Annotated in this window: 15 protein-coding genes, 1 other RNA gene and 3 pseudogenes; 12 read left to right on the top strand and 7 right to left on the bottom strand. The window is 63.6% G+C overall.

What is annotated here, in order from left to right:
- Window positions 1–25 precede the first annotated feature (25 nt).
- Window positions 26–727: an orotidine-5'-phosphate decarboxylase gene (pyrF, locus tag VC352_RS02950; protein WP_322978078.1), complete on the top strand. Its 702-nt coding sequence runs from the start codon at window positions 26–28 to the stop codon at window positions 725–727.
- Window positions 728–844: 117 nt separating this feature from the next.
- A complete protein-coding gene (locus VC352_RS02945) occupies window positions 845–1606 on the top strand; it encodes an SDR family oxidoreductase (RefSeq protein ID WP_322978077.1) in 762 nt (253 codons plus the stop codon).
- Between the two features lie 59 nt (window positions 1607–1665).
- Here the strand turns inward: VC352_RS02945 and VC352_RS02940 are convergent, their stop codons facing one another.
- Together VC352_RS02940 and VC352_RS02935 are read right to left on the bottom strand one after the other, a co-directional pair.
- On the bottom strand, window positions 1666–2862 hold the full coding sequence (locus VC352_RS02940) for a benzoate/H(+) symporter BenE family transporter (protein WP_322978076.1): 1197 nt from the start codon (window positions 2860–2862) through the stop codon (window positions 1666–1668).
- Window positions 2862–3473, bottom strand: coding sequence for a LysE family translocator (locus VC352_RS02935; RefSeq protein ID WP_322978075.1), 612 nt, complete (start codon window positions 3471–3473; stop codon window positions 2862–2864). The genes VC352_RS02940 and VC352_RS02935 overlap by 1 nt, the downstream gene beginning before the upstream one ends.
- Before the next feature lie 141 nt (window positions 3474–3614).
- Here VC352_RS02935 and VC352_RS02930 point away from each other — a divergent pair, with 141 nt between their 5' ends.
- Complete coding sequence (locus VC352_RS02930; protein WP_322978074.1) at window positions 3615–4250, top strand: hypothetical protein; 636 nt, start codon at window positions 3615–3617, stop codon at window positions 4248–4250.
- Window positions 4251–4259: 9 nt separating this feature from the next.
- Here the strand turns inward: VC352_RS02930 and VC352_RS02925 are convergent, their stop codons facing one another.
- On the bottom strand, window positions 4260–4772 hold the full coding sequence (locus tag VC352_RS02925; RefSeq protein ID WP_322978073.1) for a MarR family transcriptional regulator: 513 nt from the start codon (window positions 4770–4772) through the stop codon (window positions 4260–4262).
- 82 nt (window positions 4773–4854) lie between these two features.
- Here VC352_RS02925 and VC352_RS02920 point away from each other — a divergent pair, with 82 nt between their 5' ends.
- The 4 genes from VC352_RS02920 to VC352_RS02905 all read left to right on the top strand — a co-directional run bounded on the left by VC352_RS02920 (window position 4855) and on the right by VC352_RS02905 (window position 7804).
- The gene (locus tag VC352_RS02920; RefSeq protein WP_322978072.1) at window positions 4855–6012 is read left to right on the top strand and encodes a PLP-dependent aminotransferase family protein; all 1158 of its coding nucleotides are present in this window, start codon (window positions 4855–4857) and stop codon (window positions 6010–6012) included.
- A gap of 131 nt (window positions 6013–6143) precedes the next feature.
- Window positions 6144–6746 carry a glutathione S-transferase family protein gene (locus VC352_RS02915; protein ID WP_322978071.1) on the top strand — a complete coding sequence of 201 codons (603 nt, stop codon included), beginning with the start codon at window positions 6144–6146 and terminating at the stop codon, window positions 6744–6746.
- A 238-nt stretch (window positions 6747–6984) separates the two neighbouring features.
- Window positions 6985–7197: a hypothetical protein gene (locus VC352_RS02910; protein ID WP_322978070.1), complete on the top strand. Its 213-nt coding sequence runs from the start codon at window positions 6985–6987 to the stop codon at window positions 7195–7197.
- 130 nt (window positions 7198–7327) lie between these two features.
- Window positions 7328–7804: a cupredoxin family protein gene (locus tag VC352_RS02905; protein ID WP_322978069.1), complete on the top strand. Its 477-nt coding sequence runs from the start codon at window positions 7328–7330 to the stop codon at window positions 7802–7804.
- A gap of 230 nt (window positions 7805–8034) precedes the next feature.
- Here VC352_RS02905 and VC352_RS02900 read toward each other — a convergent pair whose 3' ends face one another.
- Window positions 8035–8313, bottom strand: a complete 279-nt coding sequence (locus tag VC352_RS02900; protein WP_322978068.1) for an HU family DNA-binding protein — start codon at window positions 8311–8313, stop codon at window positions 8035–8037.
- Window positions 8314–8610: 297 nt separating this feature from the next.
- On the opposite strand from VC352_RS02900, the pseudogene VC352_RS25295 reads away from it, so the two are divergent.
- The 3 genes and pseudogenes from VC352_RS25295 to ffs all read left to right on the top strand — a co-directional run.
- Window positions 8611–9387 (top strand): annotated as a pseudogene (locus VC352_RS25295) (MCP four helix bundle domain-containing protein); the annotation flags it as partial.
- A 153-nt stretch (window positions 9388–9540) separates the two neighbouring features.
- Window positions 9541–10245 (top strand): methyl-accepting chemotaxis protein, encoded by a 705-nt coding sequence (locus VC352_RS25290; protein ID WP_416340071.1) that lies wholly within the window; start codon window positions 9541–9543, stop codon window positions 10243–10245.
- A gap of 105 nt (window positions 10246–10350) precedes the next feature.
- Window positions 10351–10447, top strand: an RNA gene (gene ffs / locus VC352_RS02890) — signal recognition particle sRNA small type.
- A 155-nt stretch (window positions 10448–10602) separates the two neighbouring features.
- Here the strand turns inward: ffs and VC352_RS02885 are convergent.
- On the bottom strand, window positions 10603–11646 hold the full coding sequence (locus VC352_RS02885) for an LLM class flavin-dependent oxidoreductase (RefSeq protein WP_322978066.1): 1044 nt from the start codon (window positions 11644–11646) through the stop codon (window positions 10603–10605).
- A gap of 190 nt (window positions 11647–11836) precedes the next feature.
- Here VC352_RS02885 and VC352_RS25285 point away from each other — a divergent pair.
- Together VC352_RS25285 and VC352_RS25280 are read left to right on the top strand one after the other, a co-directional pair.
- A pseudogene (locus VC352_RS25285) lies at window positions 11837–12928 on the top strand (cache domain-containing protein); the annotation flags it as partial.
- 318 nt (window positions 12929–13246) lie between these two features.
- Window positions 13247–13783: pseudogene (locus VC352_RS25280) on the top strand (methyl-accepting chemotaxis protein); the annotation flags it as partial.
- Window positions 13784–13819: 36 nt separating this feature from the next.
- On the opposite strand, the gene VC352_RS02875 reads toward VC352_RS25280, so the two are convergent.
- Together VC352_RS02875 and VC352_RS02870 are read right to left on the bottom strand one after the other, a co-directional pair.
- Window positions 13820–14614 carry an SDR family oxidoreductase gene (locus VC352_RS02875; RefSeq protein WP_322978064.1) on the bottom strand — a complete coding sequence of 265 codons (795 nt, stop codon included), beginning with the start codon at window positions 14612–14614 and terminating at the stop codon, window positions 13820–13822.
- A 29-nt stretch (window positions 14615–14643) separates the two neighbouring features.
- The gene (locus VC352_RS02870; protein WP_322978063.1) at window positions 14644–15645 is read right to left on the bottom strand and encodes an NADP-dependent oxidoreductase; all 1002 of its coding nucleotides are present in this window, start codon (window positions 15643–15645) and stop codon (window positions 14644–14646) included.
- Window positions 15646–15667: the final 22 nt, after the last annotated feature.

Here is a 15667-nt window from a genome sequence, read left to right as displayed (position 1 = left end):
TTTTTGTCCTGTCCGAGACCTGCCCATGCCTGCCTGCCAGACCCCGATCATCGTTGCCCTCGACTTTCCCAGCTCCGACGCTGCCCTGGCCCTGGCCGACCGGCTCGATCCGGCGCTGTGCCGGGTCAAGGTGGGCAAGGAGCTGTTCACCCGCAGCGGCCCGCAGGTGGTCGAAGCGCTGCAGGCCAAGGGCTTCGAGCTGTTTCTCGATCTGAAATTCCACGACATCCCCAACACCACCGCCATGGCCGTCAAGGCCGCGGCCGAGCTGGGTGTGTGGATGGTCAACGTGCATTGCTCCGGCGGCCTGCGCATGATGACGGCCTGCCGCAACGAGCTGGACAAGCTGAGCGGCGCCAAGCCGCTGCTGATCGGTGTGACGGTGCTGACCAGCATGGAACAGCAGGATCTGGCCGGTATCGGCCTGGACGTGCCGCCGCAGGAGCAGGTGCTGCGCCTGGCCGGTCTGGCGGCCGATGCCGGGCTCGATGGTCTGGTCTGCTCCGCACAGGAAGCTCCGGCGCTCAAGGTCGCGCAGCCGCGCCTGCAACTGGTCACGCCGGGGATTCGTCCGGCTGGTAGCAGCGCTGACGACCAGAAGCGCATCCTCACCCCGCGCCAGGCGCTGGACGCCGGCTCCGACTACCTGGTGATCGGCCGCCCGATCAGCCAGGCCGCCGATCCGGCGCAGGCGCTGGCGGCTGTGGTCGCTGAACTACAGGGCTGAGTGGCTACGCCATCAGCCTGCTGCATGATCGATCACTCCAACGCCTGATAGTGCTGCTCGCCGTCTGGCTTGCTGGCTAGACTCGTCGCGATCTCCAATCGCTGCGAGGAAGCAGACATGAGCATGACGTTCTCCGGCCAGGTCGCCCTGGTCACGGGTGGTGCCGCCGGCATCGGCCGCGCCACCGCCCAGGCCTTCGCGGCTGAAGGCCTCAAGGTGGTGGTCTCCGATGTCGACGCCACAGGCGGCGAGGGCACCGTCGAGCTGATTCGCGCCGCCGGTGGCGAGGCGTTGTTCGTACGCTGCGACGTGACCCGCGACGCCGAGGTGCAGGCGCTGATGGCCGCGACCGTCGAGGCTTATGGCCGCTTGGATTACGCCTTCAACAACGCCGGTATCGAGATCGAGCAGGGCAAGCTGGCTGACGGTAGCGAGGCCGAGTTCGACGCCATCATGGGTGTCAACGTCAAGGGCGTGTGGCTGTGCATGAAGCACCAGATTCCGCTGCTGCTGGCGCAGGGCGGTGGCGCCATCGTTAACACGTCTTCGGTTGCAGGTCTTGGCGCGGCGCCGAAGATGAGCATTTACGCAGCTTCCAAGCATGCGGTAATCGGCCTGACCAAGTCGGCGGCGGTCGAATACGCGAAGAAGAAAATTCGCGTCAACGCCGTGTGCCCGGCGGTGATTGATACCGATATGTTCCGCCGCGCCCATGAGGCCGACCCGCGCAAGGCCGAGTTCGCCGCCGCGATGCACCCGGTCGGGCGTATCGGCAAGGTGGAGGAAATCGCCGCTGCGGTGCTTTACCTGTGCAGCGACCACGCCGCCTTCACCACCGGCCATGCCCTGGCAGTGGATGGTGGAGCAACGGCGATCTGATCGGCTGACGGTAGAAACGACAAAGGCGCCCGAGGGCGCCTTTGTCGTCTGTGCAAGGCTTAGGCCGCGCGCTTGCCTGCCGTGAGCACCGTCAGGGTCAGCAGGCCGGCGACGATGCCCCAGAACGCCGAGCCGACGCCGAGCAGGGTCATGCCCGAGGCGGTGACGAGGAAGGTCACCAGCGCTGCTTCGCGCTCGTTCGGCTCGCTCATGGCCTGGGTCAGGCCGCCGATGATCGAGGCGAACAGCGCCAGCGCGGCGATGGACAGGATCAACGCCGCCGGCAATGCGGCGAACAGCGCCGCCAGGGTGGCGCCGAAGATGCCGGCGATGCCGTAGAACACCCCGCACCAAACCGCTGCGGTGTAGCGCTTGCGCGGGTCTTCATGCGCCTCGGGGCCTGCGCAGATCGCCGCGCTGATTGCCGCCATGTGAATGCCGTGGCTGCCGAACGGCGCCATCAGCACCGACACCAGGCCGGTGCTGGTCAGCAGCGGCGAGGCCGGTACGTCGTAACCATTGGCGCGCAGCACGGCCATGCCCGGCAGGTTCTGCGAGGCCATGGCGACGATGAACAGCGGGATGCCGATGCTGATGGCGGCCGCCAGCGAGAAGCTCGGCGTAGTCCACTGCGGCGTGGCCAGTTCCAGATGGAAGTCGCTGAAATTCAGCAGGCCAAACACGCCGGCGAGCACGCTGCCGACGATCAGCGCGGCGAGCACCGCATAGCGCGGCCACAGGCGCTTGCCGAACAGGTAGGCGAGCAGCATGGCCAGTACCAGCCAGGGCTGCTGCTCGGCGGCGTTGCAGATTTCCAGGCCGATCTTGAACAGCACGCCAGCCAGCAGGGCCGCGGCGATGGAGGCGGGGATGCGGCGCATCAGGCGGTCGAAGGTGCCGGTCAGGCCGATCAGCACGATCAACCCGGAGGCCAGGATATAGGCGCCAATGGCCTCGCCGTAGGACACCTGTGGCAGGCTGGTGATCAGCAGCGCCGCGCCGGGCGTCGACCAGGCGATCATTACCGGCGCGCGGTAGCGCAACGACAGCACGATGCAGCACAGCGCCATGCCGATCGACAGCGCCCAGATCCAGGAGGAAATCTGCCCGCTGCTCAGCCCTGCGGCCTGGCCGGCCTGGAACATCAGCACCAGCGAGCTGGTGTAGCCGGTGAGCATGGCGATGAAACCGGCCACGACCGACGAAGTAGAACTATCGCTCAGTGGGCGCAGGCGGGGGAGGGTTGCGTCTTGCATCAGAACAGTCCTGTATCGATGACGATGGGGTACAGCGAGGCGACCAAGAGCAGCGCCATACCGATGTTGAAGGCGCGCAGTGCGCGCGGGTTGTCCAGCCACTTGCGCAGCAGACTGCCGGCCACCGTCCACAGGCCAACGCTGGGGCAGTTGACCAGGGCGAACAGGGCGGCGATCAGCAGCACGTTGGTGAAGAAGCCTTCATGCGGCGTGTAGGTGGTGATGGCGCCGATGGCCATGATCCAGGCCTTGGGATTGACCCACTGGAATGCTGCGGCCTGCAGGAAGGTGAAGGGCCTGGCGCTTGGCGTGTCACGCCCCTGCGGTGCGCCGGACTGGGCGATCTTCCAGGCCAGGTACAGCAGATAGGCGGCGCCGACGTAGCGCAGCACCTCATGCAGCACGGGCAGGCGCTCGAACAACTGACCCAGGCCCATGCCCACAGCGATCACCAGCACCATGAAGCCCAGGCTGATGCCGAGCATGTGCGGCAGGCTGCGGCGAATGCCGAAGTTCACCCCGGAGGCTAGCAACATCATGTTGTTCGGGCCGGGGGTGATGGAGGTGACGAGGGCGAAGGCGACGAAAGCCAGCAACAGTTCGGCGGTCATGGGGGTTCTCCGTTGAGCGAGCATCAGCCTATTGCGCCGGCCGCCCGCCGTCGCGGTACAGCCATCGGCGTGATGAGCCGTACAGTCTGGCCAATTGCCCTCAGGCTGGTTAGCCTCGGGTTTTCTGCCGTGGAGCCGAGCATGCAGCCGGACAATCCCTTCAGCGCGCCGCAGGTCGAATTGCTCGATGCGCCCATGCAGCCTGTCTTGGCTGGTTGGAGTCGGCGCCAGTTGCAGGTGCTGGCCATGCTGGCGCTGGTGGCGACGCTGGGCAACGCGGTGCTGGTGCTGCTGATGTTCGCCAGTGCCTGGCTCAGCGATAGCGAAGTGGCCGCGCTGACCCGCTACAGCGACTGGATGAGCGCCGTGCTGGTATTGGTCGGCTGTTACCTGCTGATGCGGTTCAAGGCGCTGATCGAGCAGCGCTTCGCCGCCAGCGGCCTGGGTAAACCGGTTTGGCTGCTGGTGGGGCTGAGCCTGATCCTGGGCATGATGGATTTCTGGCTGGGCGCGCGGCTGTTCGAGGGGCTCAACCCCATCACCCTGGTGTACATCGCGCTGCTGGTGCTGATGGGCGGCAGCATGGTCTGGCTGGGGGTACGGCTGTTGCGCGTGAGCGTGCCGTATCCGTCATTGCGGGTGATGGCCTGGATGAACATCGTCGGCGGCGTTCTGCTGGCCAGCGTGGTGTTCATCGTGTTGTCGATGCTGCCCCTGCTGGCCAGCGGCGTGGCGATGGCACTGGTGTTTCTGCGCGCCGCCCGTGAGCTGGACTGATGCGCGCGATTACTGGCGGCCGCGTGCCAATGCCCGGTTGACCGCCAGCCAGCCGTTCACCGCGTCTTCACCCATCTCATCGAAGACCCGCTGCAGCAGGCGCGCCTGCTCGCGGCGCAGGGCCTGTTCCAGCTTGGCGCCTTCGGGCGTAAAACCCAGCAGGCGCTTGCGTTTGTCGTCCGCCGCCGCTTCGCTGCGCACCAGATTCATCTCGATCAGTTGTCGCAGCGGCGTGTTCAGCGCCTGCTTGCTCACGCCCAGGTAGCCGAGCAGCTCGGTCATGTTCAGCCCCGGATATTTGGCGATGAAGAACAGAATGCGATGGTGCACGCGCGACAGGCCGCGCTTGGCCAGCATCTCGTCAGGCTTGGCGGTGAAGGCCTGGTAGCCGAAGAAAAAGGCTTCCATGGCCGCTTGCTGAGCTGCCGCATGCTTGAGCGCTGGCGATCCCTGGCGGCTACCTTGCGGGCAGTCACTGGGCGCCGATAAAAATTTCTCGGGGAAATTTTTTAGGTCAGTCATATTGACGTATCTCTGGGCGGCGGCGTAATTTCGGTCAAGCAGTTTGACTTAATTTTCCGACTTTGGCACCCCAGGACACCCCATGGCCTTCTCCGAACGCATCGCCCGCCTGAAAAGCTCCCTGATCCGTGAAATCCTTGCCGCGGCGCAGCGCCCCGAGGTGATGTCCTTCGCCGGTGGCCTGCCGGCCGAGCCGATGCTGCCGAAGGTGGACTGGGCCGAGATGCCGGCGAGCATGGGCCAATACGGCATGAGCGAGGGTGAGCCGGCGCTGCGCGAGGCCATCGCCGCCGAGGCACGGGCGTTGGGCGTGCCCTGTGAAGCCAGTCAGGTGTTGATCGTTAGCGGTTCGCAGCAGACGCTGGATCTGGCCTCCAAGCTGTTCATCGACCCGGGCACCGAAGTCTTGCTCGAGGCGCCGACCTACCTGGCTGCATTGCAAGCCTTCCAACTGTTCGGCGCCGATTGCATCAGCGTGCCGCAGGAGGCCGACGGCCCCGAGCTGGCCGCGCTGCGTCAGCGTCTGGAAAACCACAAGCCGGCCTTCGCCTACCTGATTCCGACCTTCCAGAATCCGTCCGCCACCCGTTATAGCGAAGCCAAGCGCGATGCCGTGGCGGCGCTGCTCGACGAGTTCGGCGTGACCCTGATCGAAGACGAACCGTACCGCGAGCTGGTGTTCGATGCCGGCAGCGCCACGCCCATCGTCAACCGCCTGAAGAAGGCCAGCTGGATCTACACCGGCACCGTCTCCAAGACTCTGCTGCCGGGGCTGCGCGTGGGCTACCTGATCGCCACGCCGGATCTGTTCCCGCACCTGCTGCGCCTGAAACAGTCGGCGGATCTGCACACCAACCGTATCGGTCAGTGGCAGGCGCTGCAGTGGCTGGGCAGCGAGCAGTATCGCGGTCACCTGGCCGAGCTGCGCGACTTCTACCGCGTGCGCCGTGACGCCATGCAGAGCGCGCTGGTGGAGCACTTCGGCGAGCTGGCCACCTGGGAAATCCCGCAGGGCGGGCTGTTCTTCTGGCTGACTCTCAAGCAGCCGCTGGATACCCGCACGCTGCTCGATGCGGCGCTGGCGCAGAACGTCGCCTTCATGCCGGGCGAGCCGTTCTTCATCGATCCGGACGCCAACCCCGGCCATCTGCGCCTGAACTTCAGTCACGTGGCGCCGGAGCGCCTGGGCGAGGGGCTGCGCCGCCTGGCGGCGGTGATCCGCGAAGCGCAGGGTGTGTGATTGATTGGTTTATGTAGGAGCGGCTGGGCGGCATTGCCTTTCAGTCGCGATTTTCGCGGATAAATCCGCTCCTACCAGAACAGGGGATTGGCGGCCAATTGGCCGCGAGGATTGATAGGGAGGGCAACGCGATGTTCAAGGTCTACGGTGATTACCGTTCGGGCAACTGCTACAAGGTCAAGCTGATGCTGCATCTGCTGGGCAAGGAGTACCAGTGGATTGCCATCGATATTCTCAAGGGCGAGACGCAGAGCGAAGCCTTCCTGGCGAAGAATCCCAACGGCAAGATTCCGGTGTTGGAGCTGGAAGACGGCACCTGCCTGTGGGAGTCCAACGCCATCCTCAATTTCCTCGCCGATGGCAGCGAGTTCCTGCCCAGCGAGCCGCGCCTGCGCACCCAGGTGCTGCAGTGGCAATTCTTCGAGCAATACAGCCACGAGCCCTATGTGGCGGTGGCGCGCTTCATCCAGCTCTATCTGGGTATGCCGGAGGCACGCCGCGAAGAGCACGCGCGCTGCCTGGTGCTCGGCTACAAGGCGCTGAGGGTGATGGAAAAGCAACTGGAGCGCACGCCGTATCTGGTTGGTGAGCAGTACTCCATCGCCGATATCGCCCTGTACGCCTATACCCATGTGGCGGACGAGGGCGGTTTCAGCCTCGAGGCCTTCCCGGCCATTCGCGCCTGGCTCGAGCGGGTCGCCAGCCATCCACGGCATGTGACCATGCTCGGTTGATGACACGTCCGGCACGGTTCTCAATAAGTTGCTGAACGGGCTTGGAGAGAACCGTGGCTGGCGTGATAATCCTCGCCACCTTCGTAGGTTGTCGATATCGCCCATGCGCAACCGGCTGCATACCGCGCTGCTTCTCTTGCTGATCCTGGTTCTGCCGATGCAGGTCCAGGTGGCGCTTGGCATGCGGCAAGCTCCGGCAACTCACGCTGAGTGTTCCATGCGTATGGATCACGGGGGCATGGCCAAGCAAGTGCAGGGCGCCAGTCATCTCCATTTCAAGCCAGGTACCTGCAGCCTCTGTGTGCTCTGCGTGAGCGCTATGGCCCTGGCTCAGCCATTAGTCCCGCCGCGCGATGGCGTTGGCCTGGCACCGGCATCGATGGCCAGCCCGCGCTTGTCCGGGGTGATCCTCGATACGCCCGAGCGTCCTCCACGGCACTTGTCGTTCTGATCGATTCCTGACTTTCAGCGTGCCGCAGCTAACTTGCGGCTGCTGCGCACCGGCGTGCCGGCGGCACCCGGATCACACGATTGGAGACAACATCCTGATGCGACACATCATCGTTTTTCCTGCTTTGTTCATGAGCGGACTGCTTATCAGCGGCCAGGTTTTCGCCCAGGCCGGAGGCCACGAAGACCATGGCTCGATGCACATGCAGCACGAGCCGGCTGCGGAGCAAAAGCCCTGGGGCATCGCCGGGCGTGCCGACCAGGTGGATCGCACCATCGAGATTCGCATGGACGATCGCATGCGCTTCACCCCCGAGACAGTGCAGATCAAGCAGGGCGAAACCATTCGTTTCGTCCACCACAACGACGGCAAGCTGATGCATGAGTTCGTGCTCGGTACCCGGCAGACCCTGGATGAACATGCCGAGGCCATGCTCAAGCAATCCGGGATGATGCACGGTGAGGCCTACATGGCTCACGTCGAGCCGGCGCAGCAGGGCGAGATGATCTGGACGTTCAACCGGGCGGGGCGCTTCGAGTTCGCCTGCCTGATCGCAGGTCACTACCAGGCCGGGATGCGCGGTAGCGTCGAAGTCTTGGCTCAGTGAGGCGCTGAGCGCGGAGGGATGGCCGCGATCCTGAAATGATCGCGGCCAGACTGGGGTTTGTACGAGAAGTCGTCGAGCGAAGGTCAGGCGATACCGATGGCGGCCCCGCAAAAACGTGTGAGGAACGGACTGGGCTCGCATTCGAGTTTACGAGCTGTAAATGAGCATTCCGAACCCGTTTTTAACGAAGCATCACCGAGCGCAGGCACTTTTCGTACAAAGCCTAGCAATCAGTTCAGGCTGTCGCTCAGAGCCTTGGCCGGCACCAGCTTGATCACCTTCTTGGCGGCGATCTCGATGCTCTTGCCGGTCTGCGGGTTGCGGCCGGTACGGGCCGGGCGCTCGCTCACCTTCAGCTTGCCGATGCCCGGCAGGGTGATCTCACCGTCGTTTTCCAGTGCGTCGCCGACGATCTCGCCCAACTGATCGATCAGGCTGCGCACGCTGGCTTTGGGCAGGGAAACGGCTTCGGCCAGGTCGCTGATCAGTTGGTCTTTGGTGATTGCCATGATGTAACTCCGTATGCAGGTGAGGGGTTCGGCGCGCTCGAAGCGAAGGTGCGACCGAAAACGCCGGGAAAGCTAGCACAAAGGCCGTGGTTCGGGAGAGCGAGCAGCGCTCTTTCCGATAGGGCTTAGTGTCGCACCGAGGCGCGTGGTTCCAGCCGCGGGATAAAAATGCCCGACATCCAGGGGAAGGCTTAACAAAGGGCTAAGCATTCACGCCTAGGATCGCAGCCAGGCACAACGAAAGTTTGCCAACCTCGACTATGCTTTTTGTTACCTGATTGATATCGGAGTGCAATCATGCTGCGCACCTTCGCCGACCTAGGCTTCCGCTGGAAAATAGCTCTACCTATTCTGCTTCTGGCGGCCCTGCTGGTGGCCATGGGTGTGCTTGGCATACGGGGTATCACCCAGGTAGCCGAGTCCACCACGACCCTGACCAATCGCCATCTGCCAAGCATCAGCCTGCTGCTCAATGCCGACCGGGATCTGTACCAGGCATTCGTTGCCGAGCGCAGCCTGCTCGATGAAGGCGCTAGCGATCACATCAACGATCTGCTGGCGGCCCATACCGAGAACCTGCAGCAGGCCTATGACCGTGTACACAAGTTCGCTGCCATGCAGCCGGGCAGCGAAGCCATGGGGCTGGTGGCCGATTTCGACCGGGGCTTCGTCTTGTGGAAGGCCACCTCGCTGAAGGTTCTGCAGCTCAGCTCATCTGATCCTGAAGCGGCCAGTCGCCTCAGCTTCGGCGACAGCGAGACGCAGTTCGACTCCATGCGCGATGTCATCAATAAACTGGGCGAGCTGGAAGACAGTGCGGCCAACGCCGTCGGTACCGCAGCGATCGCCCATGGTGAGGATCTGACCTGGCAACAAAGCCTGGTCATCGCCTTTGGCCTGGCCGTGTGCCTGTTGCTGGTGGTTGGCTTCCCGCTGCTGGTGACCCGGCCGCTGCACAACCTGCTGCATCGCATCGAGCAGATCGCCGATGGTGACGGTGATCTGCGTGTGCGTCTCGATGTGCTGTCCAAGGACGAGTTGGGCCAGCTCAGCCAGGCCTTCAACCGCTTCCTCGACAAGCTGCAACCGCTGATCAAGGAAGTGGGACGTGTGACCGACGAAGTCGCCGATTCGGCGAAGAACCTCGCCGGTCTGGCAGCTGCCAATGATCGACTGATCAGCAGCGAGCACGCTGCGGTCGACCAGGTCAGCACGGCCGCGACGGAAATGAGTGCGGCGGTTCACGAGGTCGCGCGCAATGCCCAGAACGCGGCCGACGCTGCGCGCAATGCCGAGCAACAGTCCCGCGAAGGCGCCCAGGTGGTCGGTGCGACCATCAGTTCCATTCGGCAGTTGGCCCAGGAGGTGGAAAGCGCGTCTTCGACCATCCAGACCCTGGAGCAGGAAGCTGCGAGCATCGGCGCCGTACTGGCCGTGATCAAGGGCATTGCCGAGCAGACCAACCTGCTGGCGCTCAACGCGGCCATCGAAGCGGCGCGTGCTGGCGAGCAGGGGCGCGGTTTCGCCGTGGTGGCCGATGAGGTAAGGGCGCTGGCCGCTCGCACCCAGGAGTCCACCAAGGACATCCAGGGCATGATCGAGCGTCTGCAGATCGGCGTGCAGAACGCGGTCAAGGCGACCCACACCGGCAGCGAGCGGGCACGGCAGAGTGTCGAACAGGCCGCCGGGGTCGATCAGGCCCTGAGCATGACCGGGGACTCGGTGCAGCGCATCAATGACATGGCAGCGCAGATCGCCACCGCCTGTGAAGAACAGAGCAGCGTCACCGAAGAAATCGCGCGCAACATCAGCGATATCCGCGATCTCTCCAACGAGGCCGCGCAAACCTCCGAGCACAGCACCGTGGCCAGCCGTCACCTGTCGGAGCTGTCCCATGGGCTGGCTCAACTGGTGGGGCGTTTCCGCGTCTGAGTAAGCCACCTCTCGCATCTAAGTGCTTGAGGCGGTTGTAAGTTTGCATTTAGTCGTTACAATGGCGCGGCCCGTCGCAATGACGGGCTTCGTTATGGTGGGCCCTGCCGGTCCCCTCGCAACGATTACCCGTGAACCTGGTCAGGCCCGGAAGGGAGCAGCCACAGCGGGAACATCGTGTGCCGGGGTGTGGCTGGTAGGGTTCGCCTCCATCTCGCTACTCCCCCAGACTCTTGTATCGCCGCTGAATGCCATGGCGCGTCAGTCGCTGTCTGCCTGCAATATTCTGCCTCTGTCAAACGAAAACGCCCGCCAGGCGTGAGCCATGGCGGGCGTCGATATTGCGTGTGACGGTGATCAGCGGAACGCCGGCACCACGTGCTCGATGAACAGTTCCAGCGACTTCTTCTTCTCGGCGTAGGGCAGGCTGTTGTCGGCCCAGAAGCTGAATTCGTCGACGCCCAGTTCCTGGTAGTGGCGGATACGCGCGATGATTTCTTCAGGCGTGCCGATCATGGTGTTCTTGCGGATGCTCTCCAGCTCGAACTCCGGGCGCTCCTTGAATTTCTCTTCCGGGCTCGGCGCCAACAGGCCGTTGACGGGCGTCTGCTTGTTGCCGAACCAGGCGTCGAAGGTGCGGTAGAAGCGCGAGATCGCTTCGGCGCCGATTTTCCAGCCATCCGGGTCGTCCGCCGTGTGCACGTGGGTGTGGCGCAGCACCATCAGTTGCGGGCGCGGCACGTGCGGATTGTTGGCCAGGGCATTTTCGAACTTGTTTTTAAGATCCACGACTTCTTCGTCGCCTTTCATCAGCGGCGTGACCATGACGTTGCAACCATTGGCCACGGCGAAGTTGTGCGAGTCCGGGTCGCGTGCGGCGATCCACATCGGTGGAGTCGGTTGCTGCAGCGGGCGAGGTGAGGAGGTGGAGGTGGGGAACTTCCAGATCTCGCCTTCGTGGGCGACATCGCCCTGCCACAGGGCCTTGACCACCGGCACCATCTCGCGCAGGTACTTGCCGCCGTCGGTGGCGGGCATGCCGTTCATCATGCGGTCGAATTCGTACTGGTAGGCGCCGCGGGCCAGGCCGACTTCCATGCGCCCGTTGCTGATCACGTCGAGCAGGGCGCATTCACCGGCTACGCGGATGGGGTGCCAGAACGGCGCGATGATGGTGCCGGCGCCGAGGCGAATGGTGGTGGTGCGGGCGGCCAGGTAGGCCAGCAGCGGCATGGGGCTGGGGGAGATGGTGTACTCCATGGCGTGGTGTTCGCCGATCCACACGGTGGAGAAGCCGCCGGCCTCGGCCATGAGCGTCAGTTCGGTGAGCTCATCGAAGAGCTGGCGATGGCCAACCTGCTCGTCGTAGCGCTCCATGTGAACGAACAAAGAGAATTTCATGCTGCTGTCCTCAAGTCTGTTGGGTCGTGTTCGACCGGCTGGTGGGAAGCGTGCGCTGCGCTTCTCGATGGGTGACTCCGCTGTCGGGTTCAGGCGCTATGCAAGGCGGCGCGGATCGCTATATATTGGTATACCATAATACGGAATATCTGCAAGGGTTCCGATTGCTCCTAAACACAAAGGACAGCTCATGAGCATCAAGCACAAACTGGTGATGACGTTTGCGGCCATCGCCAGCCTTCCAGTGATTCTGGTCGCGATTCTGGTGGTGGTGAATCTGCGCCAGGCAGCCAGCGAGGATTTCATCGATAGCAGCGGACGCGAGATTCGGCAGGTGGAAAATGCCATGCGCCTGTTCTTCGAAAGCATCGAGCAGAACGTCGATTATCTGGCCAAGCACCCGCAACTGGCGGGTATCGACGCAGGCGTCAAACGCTACATCTCCGCCGATGCCGCCAGCCAGCCGGAAGGCGAGCAGGATCGTGCCCTGTTCGACTTGTTCGCCGGGTTCGCAGCAAGCCATCCGGCCTATGCCTATGTATCGCTGGGTACCAGTGAGGGCGGCTACGTGTTCTGGCCGGGTGATCCGAACCTGAGCAACTATGATCCGCGCACGCGTCCCTGGTACCAGCGGGCGATGGCTCAGCCGGACAAGACTTTGCGTACCGAGGCCTACTACTGGGCGGCCGACGACGTGGTGCTGGTCAGCACCGTGCGCAGCTTTGCCAATCGTCTGGGGCAGCAGGGCGGGGTGGTGAACATCGACGTCTCCTTGCGTCAGCTCACCGACATCGTCAAGCAGATCAAGCTCGGCGACAGTGGCTATCTGATGCTGATGGAGCGCAACGGCACCGTGCTGGTCGATCCAAGCCAGCCCGAGCACAACTTCAAGGCGCTGAAGGATCTCGGCCCCGGTTATGCCGAGCTGGCGGCTACGCGCAGCGGTTCGGTCGAGCTGAACCTCGATGGTGAGGCGTACATGGCCAACGTCTATTCCTCGGACAAACTGGGCTGGCAGTTCGTCGGCCTGATCAAGAAGAGCGAGGTGATGGCTGGCGCGACGCGCATGACCTGGATCATCGTCTCCCTGGCTGCCATCGTGGCACTGGCCTTCGCCGCTCTGGGCGCGCTGTTCGCCGGCATGATCGTGCGGCCGATCCAGGCGGTGACCAGTGGCCTGGAAGGTATCGCCCAGGGCGAGGGTGATCTGACCAAGGAGCTGGCCGTACGCGGCCGTGATGAAACTGCGCAGCTGGCGGGCTGGTTCAATCAGTTTCTCTCCGCCATTCGCGACATGATCCTCAGCATCGGCCATGCGGCAGGGAGCATCCACAGCAGTTCGAGCAGCTCTGCCGGCGTCGCCCAGGAACTGGAAGATGTGGCCGCCCGCCAGCGCGAGGCGGTAGACATGGTCTCGACCGCCTTCCACGAGATGGTCATGACTGCCAACGAGGTGGCGCGCGCCTGTTCCGAGGCCGCCGGCTCGGCTGATGCCGGCCAGCGCCAGGCGCATGCCGGCCAGCAGCAGATCCAGACCTCGGCCGACAGCGTCACCCGCCTGAGCGACGAGATCGCCCGTTCGGTGGAGTCTATGCAGCAACTGCAGCAGGACAGCGATTCGATCCAGTCGATCCTCGGCACCATTCGCTCGATTGCCGAGCAGACCAACCTGCTGGCGCTCAACGCTGCCATCGAGGCGGCGCGTGCCGGCGAGCAGGGGCGTGGCTTCGCCGTGGTGGCCGACGAGGTGCGGGCGCTGGCCAAGCGTTCTTCCGATGCCACCGAGGAGATCGATGGCCTGCTCGGCAACCTGGCCCGACGCACCCAGGACACTGCGCGGCAGATGCACGCCAGCCTCGACGTGTCGCGCCAGACCGTCAACGCCATCGGTGAGGCGCGCTCGAGCTTCGAGATGATCCGCGATGCGGTGGACAACATCCGTGACATGAGCACGCAGATCGCCACTGCCGCCGAGGAGCAGCACCAGGTGGCCGAGGACATCAACCGCCACATCAGCCAGATCCACAGCGATTCGCAGCAGGTGGCCGAACTGGCCAGCGCGACCAGCAGTGATGCGAAGACCCTGACGGCGCTGTCGGATGAGTTGAATGGCCTCGTGCGTCGCTTCAAGACCTGACCGGGGCCATCGGCAGCGCCGCTTGGAGATGCGGCGTTAGAGCTTGAGCAGTCGTGGTGCCGGCTGGCCGGTCTGCATTGCGGCGAAGAGCTCCGCACGTGCCGTGTCGAAGCGCTCCCACAGGGCGTTATCCGCCAGGGATGGCAGGGTGACCGATTCGCCCATGTCGAAACCGGCCATTGCCGCATCGACGAGGTGTTCGGTTGCCATTACCGCTTCTTTCGGCAGCGTGGCCAAGGGCACCCCTGCAGCGTCCCAAAGATCGGTGGCCGTGGCGGCAGGCAAGACCACCTGCACCCGAACCCCCGTGTTGGCCAGTTCCTGCTGCAGACCACGACTGAAATTGAGCACGAAACCCTTGGTGCCGCTGTATACGGCGCTTATCGGCAGCGCATGCAGCGACAAGGCCGAGGCAATGTTGATGATCACCCCCTCGTTACGCGCTTTGAACGCTGGCAGCACCGCATGCGTCAGGCGCGTCAGTGCGGTGATATTCAAGGCGATCTGCGCCAGTGAATCTTGCGGCGACACCTCGGCGACTGGGTTGAGCCTGGCGATCCCGGCGTTGTTCACCAGTACGGCGATCGCTGGGTCTTCGGCGAGCGTGGTGGCCAGTGCGGTCAGGTCGGCTTCGTTCTCGAGATCGGCGACTCGTGTCGCAGCCTTGATGGCGAAGTTCTGCTCCAGCTGGGTGGCAAGGCTGTGCAAGCGTTCACCACGCCGGGCAACGAGCAACAGGTCATAGCCGCGCTGGGCGAGACGAGCCGCATAAATGGCACCGATGCCGGATGAAGCACCGGTTACCACGGCGATTTTTCCAGAAATGCTCATGGGTCTTTCCTCTATGTACGGATGGGGGCTCAACGCATGCTGACGATTACCTTGCCTTTGGCATGCCCCTGGGCGAGGTAGTCGAGCGCCTCTTTTGCCTGTTCGAAGTTGAATACCTTGTCGATCACTGGCCGAATACGCTGTGCTTCGAGAAGTTGGCCAAGCTGAGCGAGCTGGTGGCCATCGGGGCGCACGAAGAGGAACGAGTAGGAGGCGCCCTGTCGGTTCGCAAGACGCCTGATCTTGCGGCTCATCAGCCCAAATACGCCTCTCAGGACAAGGTTCAGCCCTCTTGCGCGCGCGAATGCTGCGTCCAGCGGGCCAATCAGCGAAACGATCTTGGCGCCCGGTTTGAGGATGGCCATGGCTTTTTCCAGCGCATCGCCCCTGAGGGTGCCAAGTACGGCGTCATAGCCGTGTAGCACCTCTTCGAATGCCTGTTTCTTGTAGTCGACTACTTCGTCTGCCCCCAGGCTACGCACCAGCTCGATATTGCTCGTGCTGACGGTGGTGCCCACCCGGGCTCCCAGGTGCTTGGCCAACTGGATGGCAAATGTGCCGATTCCACCGGAGCCGGCGGGGATGAAGACTTTTTGCCCGGCCTGCAGGCGAGCGCGCTCATTCAGCGCCTGCCATGAGGTAAGCCCGACCATCGGGATAGATGCAGCTTGCACGAAGTCCAGGTTGGCTGGTTTCAGGGCGGCTGCATGCTCCGGGACGACGGCAAGTTCGGCCAGCGAGCCCCGGCCTAGATCGAACAGGCTGGCAAACACGGCATCGCCCGGCTTGAAGCGCGTAACCTGACTGCCGACCGCGACCACCACACCGGCGAGGTCACTACCCAGCGTGGCTGGAAATTGGAAGGACAGGATCGGCTTGAACATACCCGTCATGACCATATTGTCGATCGGGTTCAGGCCGGCGGCATGCACCTCGACCAAGAGTTCGTCGGCCTTGAGGGTAGGGCGAGGAAGATCACTGAAACCAATCTCGGGCGATTTGCCGTAGCGTTTGAAGGTAAGGGCTTTCATGGTGTGAGGCTTCGTCTCTGAC

Origin of the sequence: Pseudomonas sp. C11, assembly GCF_034683865.1 — a bacterium.
Classification (GTDB): Bacteria; Pseudomonadota; Gammaproteobacteria; order Pseudomonadales; family Pseudomonadaceae; genus Aquipseudomonas.
This window is presented reverse-complemented; position numbering and strand designations above follow the sequence as displayed.

What these genes read in the sequence shown, in the direction of transcription:
- pyrF (WP_322978078.1), top strand. Translation starts at nt 26, where the DNA reads ATGCCTGCCTGCCAGACCCCGATCATCGTTGCCCTCGACTTTCCCAGC.
- VC352_RS02945 (WP_322978077.1), top strand. Translation starts at nt 845, where the DNA reads ATGAGCATGACGTTCTCCGGCCAGGTCGCCCTGGTCACGGGTGGTGCC.
- VC352_RS02940 (WP_322978076.1), bottom strand. Translation starts at nt 2,862, where the DNA reads ATGCAAGACGCAACCCTCCCCCGCCTGCGCCCACTGAGCGATAGTTCT.
- VC352_RS02935 (WP_322978075.1), bottom strand. Translation starts at nt 3,473, where the DNA reads ATGACCGCCGAACTGTTGCTGGCTTTCGTCGCCTTCGCCCTCGTCACC.
- VC352_RS02930 (WP_322978074.1), top strand. Translation starts at nt 3,615, where the DNA reads ATGCAGCCGGACAATCCCTTCAGCGCGCCGCAGGTCGAATTGCTCGAT.
- VC352_RS02925 (WP_322978073.1), bottom strand. Translation starts at nt 4,772, where the DNA reads ATGACTGACCTAAAAAATTTCCCCGAGAAATTTTTATCGGCGCCCAGT.
- VC352_RS02920 (WP_322978072.1), top strand. Translation starts at nt 4,855, where the DNA reads ATGGCCTTCTCCGAACGCATCGCCCGCCTGAAAAGCTCCCTGATCCGT.
- VC352_RS02915 (WP_322978071.1), top strand. Translation starts at nt 6,144, where the DNA reads ATGTTCAAGGTCTACGGTGATTACCGTTCGGGCAACTGCTACAAGGTC.
- VC352_RS02910 (WP_322978070.1), top strand. Translation starts at nt 6,985, where the DNA reads ATGGCCAAGCAAGTGCAGGGCGCCAGTCATCTCCATTTCAAGCCAGGT.
- VC352_RS02905 (WP_322978069.1), top strand. Translation starts at nt 7,328, where the DNA reads ATGAGCGGACTGCTTATCAGCGGCCAGGTTTTCGCCCAGGCCGGAGGC.
- VC352_RS02900 (WP_322978068.1), bottom strand. Translation starts at nt 8,313, where the DNA reads ATGGCAATCACCAAAGACCAACTGATCAGCGACCTGGCCGAAGCCGTT.
- VC352_RS25290 (WP_416340071.1), top strand. Translation starts at nt 9,541, where the DNA reads ATGAGTGCGGCGGTTCACGAGGTCGCGCGCAATGCCCAGAACGCGGCC.
- VC352_RS02885 (WP_322978066.1), bottom strand. Translation starts at nt 11,646, where the DNA reads ATGAAATTCTCTTTGTTCGTTCACATGGAGCGCTACGACGAGCAGGTT.
- VC352_RS02875 (WP_322978064.1), bottom strand. Translation starts at nt 14,614, where the DNA reads ATGAGCATTTCTGGAAAAATCGCCGTGGTAACCGGTGCTTCATCCGGC.
- VC352_RS02870 (WP_322978063.1), bottom strand. Translation starts at nt 15,645, where the DNA reads ATGAAAGCCCTTACCTTCAAACGCTACGGCAAATCGCCCGAGATTGGT.